The organism is Faecousia intestinalis (genome assembly GCF_040096185.1).
Lineage (GTDB): Bacteria > Bacillota > Clostridia > Oscillospirales > Oscillospiraceae > JAZOXB01.
Genome location: NZ_JBBMFF010000221.1, coordinates 22,323 through 30,917 on the forward strand (window position 1 = coordinate 22,323; position 8,595 = coordinate 30,917).

The following is an 8,595-nucleotide window of genomic DNA, read 5'->3' on the forward strand; positions in this document are numbered from 1 at the left end:
TCTCTTGATCTAATTAATCTTCTTCTGCCTCTTTTTTCATGTAAGTGTCCCCAAACATAGCCTCAAAAATCGCTTGTAGAACATTCACAACTATAGAATTCCCGATAAGCTTATTTAATTTTCTGTAGCTAAAATTTAGAGACGAAGCTTTGACATACTCTTTTTCAGTAAACCCCATTAGCAAGAATGCCTCTCGCATTGTTAATCTGCGATATGTATCACCCTTTGGCCCGTTGTACTTAAATAAGGCCGCAGTGTGTGTACGATCCATGTTACATGTAATTGTCCGGACAATCATGTGATTTGAGATTGTCTTGCCGTTAATATCCCACATTACGTCCCTTGAGGGCGTCTTATTCAGCTGTGCAATGTCGGCTTCAAGTTTATATATTGGATTTTTATAGTTACTTTTAATGAATTTGCGGATTTTAAATTTCCTTTCCCTTTTTTCTGCTTCAATCTTATTTACAACATCGAGAGAATCTCCTAAGTGGCTTATAATAAATGCGCGTTCTCTATCTTGTGGCACACCGAAATCTAAAGAATTCAGTATCATACATTTTGTGTTGGCGTATCCCATTGATTCCAGGAAATCTAACCATTGATTCAAATCTTTAATATGTTTGTCTGCCTTTATTGTCTTGACATTTTCGAGTAAAAGGTATTCCGGAAGGTGATCAAGATCTTTCAGTTCCGTCAAGATTCTTTCAATTTCCCATAAGAGCCCTGATCTGGTGCCGGATCCTTTTTTCATTCCCTTTCCGAGGCCGCCGGTAGACAGATCTTGGCACGGGAAACTATATACGAGCAAGTCAATCTCCGGTAAGTCTGCTCCTTTAATGTCAGTTATTGATCCAAAGTTATTTGCCTGCTTATTTGCTCGATATAAATCTCTGCGTTGATCTTCCGTAAGCCGTTTAATGTTGGTCGGTTTAACAGAGGTTGCGCTAAATGTAAACTTGGAGAGATACTCATCGATTGTCTGAATGTCCGTAGGCATTTCGACTTCAACATTATCGCAGTGAATTGCGGCATAGCATTCGATTGCGTCAATAAACCACTCGCTAATCCCGACAATTTTGTAATTGATACCCATACGATCAAGTGCAGAAGCTTGTGCACCTATTCCTGCAAAGGCTTCAAACACTCTTAATGTGTGATTGTCTTTATTTTCTTTGTCCATTTTATATACACACTCTCGATCATCCCGTTCATTTATAACGGTACCATATTAGTTGCTCGCAAATCAGGCATTATCGTGTAATTTCTACTACATCTCCAATATCGCAATCTAATACCATGCAAATACGAACAAGAACATCCATAGCAACAAACTCATTTTTATTGAGTTTAGTAAAGGTTGAAGGTGAAATATTGGCAGCTTTGCGCAGTTGAGGTTTGGATATATTTTTCTCAATCAACAAAATCCAGAGTTTCTTGTAATCTACCGGCATCTTTACACCTCTAATTCTTTCTTGTGACATACAGCCATAGATAGTGTATCATTATTCGACGGTTTTTTCAAGCGAACATTTTGAGAAGTCAGCATTTTATACAGCGATTTCAGAACAAAACCGCTACAGTTGAAGTTCCAAATATTCTGAGCTACAATGCAAACACCTTTCGGAAAAATAAATGAACGGAGGACAATGATGAACTATACCGCACCCCAATTTCAAAACTATGAATCAATCACCGTTGATGAGCTGAAGGATCAAACTAACAGTCTACTGAATCTGGTAACGGAAGAACAGTGGCCGCTGCGCGTATTCATGAATAATGGCAAGGAGTTTCTGATGTTCCCTCAGGACCTGCTCGCATCGATCTGCGACTCTGACTTTCGTTTGATCCTGCTGTCGGCAATGCGGTATGCGATGGGCAAAAACACATGTATGCCTGTGGTGGTTTCCGATTATATCAAGCGTCACATTCGTCTTCTGGATGATAAGTTTCTCGTTCTGGCTGCCGATGATATCAGGCGATACCTTGAAGACTACGCAGAGCATGAGCCAAATCCGAATCTTTGGCAAAGTCTTTTAGATGCACTTAAAACAGAGCAGGGAGCACGTGCCACTCGTAAGGCAAGGAAAATCAGACTATGTCCAGCCTGCGGAAAACCATTGGAGATCATGAGCATTACCGACAACTGGCATTCACCCGGCGGCTTCGATGTGATTGCTCACTGCCGAAATTGTCTCTCTAATTATGAATGGTTCTGCGATAAGGATGGCGGTATCTCAGATATGAAGCAGTATTTCTTCGGGTAAGGCAAGTGTGTGTTCCGGCAGGAGACTTTGGGTGTATTCCTTGTCTATAGCGGCTCAACCGTTGAACTATGCGCCAACTTCCGTAAAGAGACCAAAAGGGCCGCACCTGCTCGTATGAACAGGCGCGGCCCTCTAAAAAGTCGCTCGTATTAAAGGGAATCTAATTCAGCCTGAAATAGCAGGTATTCTTCCCGCGTCCTTCTTTTTTCAACTCATCGGCTGCAACCAGCTTCCGCAGAGCCCCCTCAATGGAACTATCACTGAGCGTCGGGCAAAGCTCCCGGATGTCCTGTTTGTTGAACCGCCCGATTCTATTCTTGCTTGCTCTGCGTACCATTTCCAGTGCGGACAGCTTGGTTTCCACAAGCACCACGCGATCCTCAAAGTCCTTATATGCCGCAAGGATCGTCCCGAGCAGGTACTTGATGAAAGGCACTACATCTTCTATGCCTTCGTACCAGCCGGTTTGCGCCTGCGCAAGCGCATCATAGTACAGGTCCTTGTTTTTGGCGATTTTGGCTTCAAGTGAGATATACTTGCCGACATAAAATCCGCTCCGGTACAAAAGCAGCGTCGTGAGTAGCCGACTCATTCTTCCGTTTCCGTCATTGAATGGGTGGATGCACAGAAAATCATGGATGAAAACCGGAATCGTAATCAATGGCTCCAGTTCCATATTCCCAATCACACGGTTGTATTCCTCGCAGATTCTGTCCAACGCTTCCGGCGTTTCATAAGGGGCAAGCGGCGTGAACAGCGTTTCCACATGACCGTCCGGATAGGTGGCAGTGATATAATTCTGCACACTTTTTGTGCGGCCCGCAAGCGGGTTGTTTATGTGACTGTACAGGATTTTATGAAGCTGCAGGATATAGTTCTGCGTAATTGAAATCGCATCAAAGCTCTCGTGAATGATACTCAGCACATCGCGGTATCCGGCAATTTCCTGCTCGTCACGGTTCCTCGGCGTAGTTTTCTCTTCGACGAGCTGCCGGATTCGGGTACTCGTGGTGACAATGCCCTCAATGGCATTCGATGCCTCGGTGCTCTGTATCTTGGCAATCTCCACGAGCTTTTCGAGTTCCTCCGGACGTTGCTTCAAATACAATTCCTGCTTTCCAGCTTCCTTGTATATGGCTGCAATCAGGCCAAGAACATCCGAGTCCCACTTTTGCTCCTTGATTGCGGAGTAATTGAAGGTTCTCATTCCCTTACCCCCTTTCGTTTTCCCTTAAATAATAACGCAAAATAAGGGAATAGTCAATGGGCTGTGCCATAAATCCCTTACTATTATGCCTGTATTAAGGGATTTATACTCAGAGAGCAAGAAAAGTACCTCTGCCTATCTTCCCGCCTATTCTTTGTCTATAGCGCCGCAGCTGCTGAGCTGCCACCTTCGCAGAAACCACTTGCATAACACCCTCCTCAGAGTTACAATGCAGCCAACAGCAACGAGAAACGCTTCCCGTCCGGCACCGGTGAACTTTCACCGAAAACCGGGCGGGAAGCGTTTTTGACCACATAGATTACCACATACGGCTCCGGAGTACCTGGAAACAGTGGAATTAAGAACGTCAAAGAGTAAGTAAAACAAAGCGGAAATGGCTAAAAAGTGCCACAAATGTCCAGAAAAAGTGTTCTGTACTTCTTTGGGAGCTAGATGCCGCAGGTTCGAATCCTGTCGCCCGGACCATTTTTCGAAAAAAGCCGCCAAAACGTGTTGTATTTGAGGGTAGAATGAACTGCAACCGCTTTACGATCTGAGGCGGTAAGAAAAAAGCGGAAGAAAACATCATGCCAGACGCTTAGACGCGGAGCAGGATCTGATGAGGAATCGGATTTGCTCTGCGTCTTTTTTGTCAAAATTCTCTGAAATACAGGGCAGAGCCGCGCCGTTCTGGCTATGAGGCCATCAAAATCCCGATATAAGCACCGGCCGTGCTTTTCCCGGATCAAAGGAGGAATCACAGATGAACTATATTCGGATCACAAAGGAAAATATTGACAGGGAACACATCTGCTGCGCCATGTCCGGCAAGCAGAGCATTGTGAAAAAGGAATGGCTCAGGCAGTGCTTTGAGGAGGGGCTTGTTTTTTACCGCAGTGAGGAACGGGGCAAATGCTTTATCGAATACATCCCGGCAGAAAACGCATGGGTGCCAATTATGGCTGACGGCTGGCTCTATATCAACTGTCTGTGGGTATCCGGCTCCATGAAGGGCCACGGATACTCCAACGATCTGCTGGAGGAGTGCATCCGCGATGCCAGGGCGCAGGGAAAAAACGGGATCTGTATTCTGTGCGCCGAGGGCCGGAAACGGGAATTCCTCGCTGACCCGAAATTCCTTGCCTACAAGGGATTCCGGGTTGCAGACATCTCCGACTGCGGGATCGATCTGATGGTTTTGCCGCTTGTGCCCAATGCGGAACCGCCGAGGTTCCGGGAATGCGCAAAGCATCCGGCAATTGCAGAAGCCGGTTTCGTCCTGTATTACACCGATCAGTGCCCTTACACCTATTACTGGGTTCCAAGGGTGCAGGAGGCGGCAAAAGAACACGATATCCCGTTCAAGGTCATCCACATCACGGACAAAGAATCCGCGCAGAACGTTCCCGCGCCGGTCACGACCTATGCGCTGTTCCGGGACGGCAAGTTTTTGACGCAGAGCATTCAGACAGATAAAAAATTTCTGGCGCTGGCTGGGATCCGGGACTGAGTCATCGTACATCGGAAAGTCGTCGATTCATGTGCGGATACGCGGAGCTTATCCCCGCTCCCGGCGATCCGCCTCGATCCTTCTCTTCCAGTCCGCCGTCAGCGGCTCGCAGGCGCGGACGCTGCACACGGCATCGCCGATGACCTCATAGTTCAGCGCCGTACCTGCCCGGTCGCACCGATAGTTTACCGCCCGCTCGGGCCGGATACCGAAGCGCGCCGCCTCCCGTGCTGCGTCGATGTTCGCGCCGAGGAACAGAAACTCCCAGCCATACCGTTCCTTCTGCCGCTCGATCATCCGACGCACCGCCGCATAATCATAGCGCCGGCTGGCGTTCTCCAGTCCGTCCGTTGTGATGACGAACAGCGTCCGCTCCGGCACGTCCTCGCGGCGGGCGTATTTGTGGACGTTTCCGATGTGGTGGATGGCCCCGCCGACGGCGTCGAGCAGCGCCGTGCAGCCGCGGGGGAAATACTCCCGCTCCGTCATGGGCGGCACGCGGTCGAGTGGCAGCCGGTCGTGGATGACCTCGCTCTCATTGGAAAAGAGCACCGTGGAAACGAGCGCTGGGCCCGGCTCGCGCTTCTGCTTTTCGATCATGGCGTTGAAGCCGCCGATGGTGTCCGCCTCCAGCCCCGCCATGGACCCGCTGCGGTCCAGAATAAAAACCAGTTCTGTCATGGGAAAACCCTCCTTCGTTTGATCACGCTGTTATCATAGCGCATCCGAAGGAGGGTTTGGTCGCCTGTGGGGCGACATTTTTATTGCAGCACAGAACAGGCCCGCCCTATCACAATGTGGATTCCAGCGGCACATGCTCCGCGTATTTCAGCCATTCTTCGAAGCTGAGGCCGCCAATGCCGTTAATATAACGCCGCTCCAGCGCTCCCGGAGACTTTTTCCGTCAAATACCGGCGCGCTTACCAGCTCTTCCGCGGTCTTAAAGGCGCATCCGCCCTCCACATCGCAATAGCCGATCCAATATGGCTCATCGCAATGCGGAATAAAACCCAGATAATGCTCCTTTTCATCCGGATCATCGCAAAAAGAGAAGCAGGTCTCATCTATGTTTTTCCCGGCAGACAGCTGCCGGAAAAAGAAATCCCAATTCATCAGCGATCCTCCCAGCTGTCACGCCCCCAACAGGCTCTGGTCAAAGGCGAACAGTGCTTCGTTGATCGCAAAAATATCGTAGTTCCTCTGTCTGATAAAATACTCAACAATGACGTCGAATTTGCTGCTGGCACTGAGGGCATAGCCCGCGCGGGCAAGCAGGTCCTTCGTCTCCTCCAGATCCAGCTCAAGCGCAATGGCAAAGGCGAGCGCCGTCGGCTTCGAGGGCTTGTAGTTCGGGTTATTCCGGATCTTCGAGAACAGCTTGCGGTCCACGTTGGCCTTTTTATAGACCTCAGAGTCCTTTTTCCTGCTGCGGTCGATGAGCCGCAGCAGCGTCTCCGAAAAGCCCGCATCGAGATGCTCCAGCAGATCGTCCAGCGCCGGGGCCGCCATGGGCGCGCACATCGGCGCGGCCATTTCGCGATGCAGCGCTCCCCTGCGCAGGCGCTCCGCGCCAGGATCCGTATGCGCTTCAACATAGTGGTCATCGATGTATTCCGCGATGTCCGCGAACAGCTTGCCGCTGATCTGATAGGCCCTGCGGTCAAAAATGACGAGATAGACCGTCATGTCATGCTCCAGCAGGAAGGCCCCGATGGTATCCACTGCAACGCGGAGAGCCTGATCCTTCGGATAGCCGAAGATGCCGGACGAAATGAGCGGGAACGCTACGGTCTCGCAGCCTTGCTCCTTTGCCAGCCGAAGACTATTCCGGTAGCAGGAGACGAGCTGTTCCCTCTCGCCATTCTCGCCGCCGCGCCAGACCGGGCCGACGGTGTGGATGACGTACCTGCAGGGCAGCCGATAGGCCCCCGTGAGCTTTGCCTCCCCGATCCGGCAGCCGCCGAGCCTGCGGCACTCCGCCAGCAGCTCCGGTCCCGCCGCGCGATGGATGCAGCCGTCCACGCCGCCTCCGCCGAGGAGGCTCTCGTTTGCCGCGTTGACGATGGCATCCACGGGCATTTTTGTGATGTCGTTGCGGATGAAATGCAGGGGCATGGTATCACCTCTATCACGGTCTTCGAATTATTTGTATCTTACCATATTCCGTTCGAAAAGGCAAGGAACCACCCGTGCCTTCCCTGCTTTTCCGAACCATATGCTCTTGCACATTGCTCGCAAGACTGTTACAATAAAAGAAAGTACAAGGAGGAGATATCATGGTTCGAGAGATCTGCAGGGACGAGGCCTTTCTGGCGCAGAAGGCCAAGCCTGCAACGAAGGACGACCTTGGCACGGCGCAGGACCTGCTGGACACGCTGCTCGCGCACAAGGACGGCTGCGTCGGCATGGCGGCAAATATGATCGGCGTGAATAAGCGCATCATTGCCTTTGACAACGACGGGGCCTATCTGGTCATGCTCAATCCCGTCATCGTCCGGCAGTCCGAGCTCTATGAGGCGGAAGAGGGCTGCCTGTCGTTGAACGGCACGCGGAAGACGAAGCGCTTCCGCTCCATCAAGGTGCAGTGGCAGAACGAAATGCTGCAGACACGGCTGAAGACCTTCACCGGCTGGACGGCGGAGATCATCCAGCACGAGATCGACCACTGCGAGGGGATCCTGATATGATTTTCTGGTTTTCCGGCACCGGCAACAGCAAATATGCTGCGCAGCGCATGGCGGAAGCGCTGAACGAGCCGCTGCTCTGCATGAACGACCGCATCAAGGCCCACGACACCGCCACCGTGGAGACCGGCGAGCGCCTTGTCATCGTCACGCCGACCTATGCCTGGCGCATTCCCCGCCTCGTCCGCGACTGGCTGCTGCAGACGGAGCTTCGGGGCGCGAGGCAGGCGTGGTTCGTCATGACCTGCGGCAGCGAGATCGGCAGCGCCGATCGTTATAACCGTGAGCTCTGCCGCGTGAAGGGGCTTTCCTGCATGGGCACGGCACAGATCGTCATGCCTGAAAACTATATCGCCATGTTCGGCGTCCCGCAGGCAGATGAAGCGCGCAGGATCGTCGCGAAGGCCGAGCCGGACATTGACCGCGCCATTGCCGCCCTCCGGGAGGGTCTTCCCTTCCCGCCGACCCGGAACAACCTCTATGACCGCCTGATGAGCGGCCCGGTGAACCCGATCTTCTACGCCTGCTTCGTCAAGGATCGTGCCTTCACCGCAGGCCCGGCCTGCACAGGCTGCGGCCTCTGTGCAAAGCGCTGCCCTACCAACAATATTTCCCTGCAGAACGGAAGGCCCGTCTGGGGCGGCAGCTGCACCCACTGCATGGCCTGCATCTGCTACTGTCCCGCGGAGGCCATCGAGTACGGCAGGAAGAGCCGCGGCAAGCCGCGCTATCATTTTGAGGCGCTGTAAAAAGCAAATAAATTTCCCGCTCCGGAGCGGTGCATGTGCACTGCCCCGGAGCGGGATTTTTTGTCGGTCCTGCATTGCGGTTTTTTCGTCGAAATCCGGCACTGCCGCGGAAGAAATTCTGCATTTTACGTCATCTCTAGTTGAATTTTGGAAGAAATTTTCGCAGAGTATGCCACTC

Annotated in this window: 10 protein-coding genes; 4 read left to right on the top strand and 6 right to left on the bottom strand. The window is 51.7% G+C overall.

The features are described 5' to 3' along the window. Positions 1-13: 13 nt before the first annotated feature. Positions 14-1,183 carry a DNA (cytosine-5-)-methyltransferase gene (gene dcm / locus WMO66_RS08250; RefSeq protein ID WP_349135940.1) on the bottom strand — a complete coding sequence of 390 codons (1,170 nt, stop codon included), beginning with the start codon at positions 1,181-1,183 and terminating at the stop codon, positions 14-16. A gap of 70 nt (positions 1,184-1,253) precedes the next feature. Further along, entirely contained in the window at positions 1,254-1,454 is a 201-nt protein-coding gene (locus WMO66_RS08255) for a helix-turn-helix domain-containing protein (RefSeq protein ID WP_349135941.1), read from the bottom strand. A gap of 198 nt (positions 1,455-1,652) precedes the next feature. On the opposite strand from WMO66_RS08255, the gene WMO66_RS08260 reads away from it, so the two are divergent. Beyond that, positions 1,653-2,267 (top strand): LIM domain-containing protein, encoded by a 615-nt coding sequence (locus WMO66_RS08260; protein ID WP_349135942.1) that lies wholly within the window; start codon positions 1,653-1,655, stop codon positions 2,265-2,267. 160 nt (positions 2,268-2,427) lie between these two features. Here the strand turns inward: WMO66_RS08260 and WMO66_RS08265 are convergent, their stop codons facing one another. Continuing rightward, positions 2,428-3,474: a Fic family protein gene (locus WMO66_RS08265; protein ID WP_349135943.1), complete on the bottom strand. Its 1,047-nt coding sequence runs from the start codon at positions 3,472-3,474 to the stop codon at positions 2,428-2,430. Positions 3,475-4,237: 763 nt separating this feature from the next. On the opposite strand from WMO66_RS08265, the gene WMO66_RS08270 reads away from it, so the two are divergent. Further along, the gene (locus WMO66_RS08270; protein WP_349135944.1) at positions 4,238-4,984 is read left to right on the top strand and encodes a YoaP domain-containing protein; all 747 of its coding nucleotides are present in this window, start codon (positions 4,238-4,240) and stop codon (positions 4,982-4,984) included. A 48-nt stretch (positions 4,985-5,032) separates the two neighbouring features. Here WMO66_RS08270 and WMO66_RS08275 read toward each other — a convergent pair whose 3' ends face one another. The 3 genes from WMO66_RS08275 to WMO66_RS08285 form a co-directional block, all read right to left on the bottom strand. Beyond that, positions 5,033-5,665, bottom strand: a complete 633-nt coding sequence (locus WMO66_RS08275) for a vWA domain-containing protein (RefSeq protein ID WP_349135945.1) — start codon at positions 5,663-5,665, stop codon at positions 5,033-5,035. A gap of 147 nt (positions 5,666-5,812) precedes the next feature. Continuing rightward, positions 5,813-6,097 carry a hypothetical protein gene (locus WMO66_RS08280; protein WP_349135946.1) on the bottom strand — a complete coding sequence of 95 codons (285 nt, stop codon included), beginning with the start codon at positions 6,095-6,097 and terminating at the stop codon, positions 5,813-5,815. A gap of 18 nt (positions 6,098-6,115) precedes the next feature. Then, a complete protein-coding gene (locus WMO66_RS08285) occupies positions 6,116-7,099 on the bottom strand; it encodes an O-acetyl-ADP-ribose deacetylase (protein ID WP_349135947.1) in 984 nt (327 codons plus the stop codon). A gap of 161 nt (positions 7,100-7,260) precedes the next feature. Here WMO66_RS08285 and WMO66_RS08290 point away from each other — a divergent pair, with 161 nt between their 5' ends. Continuing rightward, a complete protein-coding gene (locus WMO66_RS08290; RefSeq protein ID WP_349135948.1) occupies positions 7,261-7,671 on the top strand; it encodes a peptide deformylase in 411 nt (136 codons plus the stop codon). Further along, positions 7,668-8,417 carry an EFR1 family ferrodoxin gene (locus WMO66_RS08295; RefSeq protein ID WP_349135949.1) on the top strand — a complete coding sequence of 250 codons (750 nt, stop codon included), beginning with the start codon at positions 7,668-7,670 and terminating at the stop codon, positions 8,415-8,417. The genes WMO66_RS08290 and WMO66_RS08295 overlap by 4 nt, the downstream gene beginning before the upstream one ends. The last annotated feature ends 178 nt before the right edge of the window (positions 8,418-8,595 follow it).

Bases quoted from the DNA above. Each gene is read 5' to 3' on its own strand.
- dcm (WP_349135940.1), bottom strand. From the start codon at position 1,183: ATGGACAAAGAAAATAAAGACAATCACACATTAAGAGTGTTTGAAGCC.
- WMO66_RS08255 (WP_349135941.1), bottom strand. From the start codon at position 1,454: ATGCCGGTAGATTACAAGAAACTCTGGATTTTGTTGATTGAGAAAAAT.
- WMO66_RS08260 (WP_349135942.1), top strand. From the start codon at position 1,653: ATGAACTATACCGCACCCCAATTTCAAAACTATGAATCAATCACCGTT.
- WMO66_RS08265 (WP_349135943.1), bottom strand. From the start codon at position 3,474: ATGAGAACCTTCAATTACTCCGCAATCAAGGAGCAAAAGTGGGACTCG.
- WMO66_RS08270 (WP_349135944.1), top strand. From the start codon at position 4,238: ATGAACTATATTCGGATCACAAAGGAAAATATTGACAGGGAACACATC.
- WMO66_RS08275 (WP_349135945.1), bottom strand. From the start codon at position 5,665: ATGACAGAACTGGTTTTTATTCTGGACCGCAGCGGGTCCATGGCGGGG.
- WMO66_RS08280 (WP_349135946.1), bottom strand. From the start codon at position 6,097: ATGAATTGGGATTTCTTTTTCCGGCAGCTGTCTGCCGGGAAAAACATA.
- WMO66_RS08285 (WP_349135947.1), bottom strand. From the start codon at position 7,099: ATGCCCCTGCATTTCATCCGCAACGACATCACAAAAATGCCCGTGGAT.
- WMO66_RS08290 (WP_349135948.1), top strand. From the start codon at position 7,261: ATGGTTCGAGAGATCTGCAGGGACGAGGCCTTTCTGGCGCAGAAGGCC.
- WMO66_RS08295 (WP_349135949.1), top strand. From the start codon at position 7,668: ATGATTTTCTGGTTTTCCGGCACCGGCAACAGCAAATATGCTGCGCAG.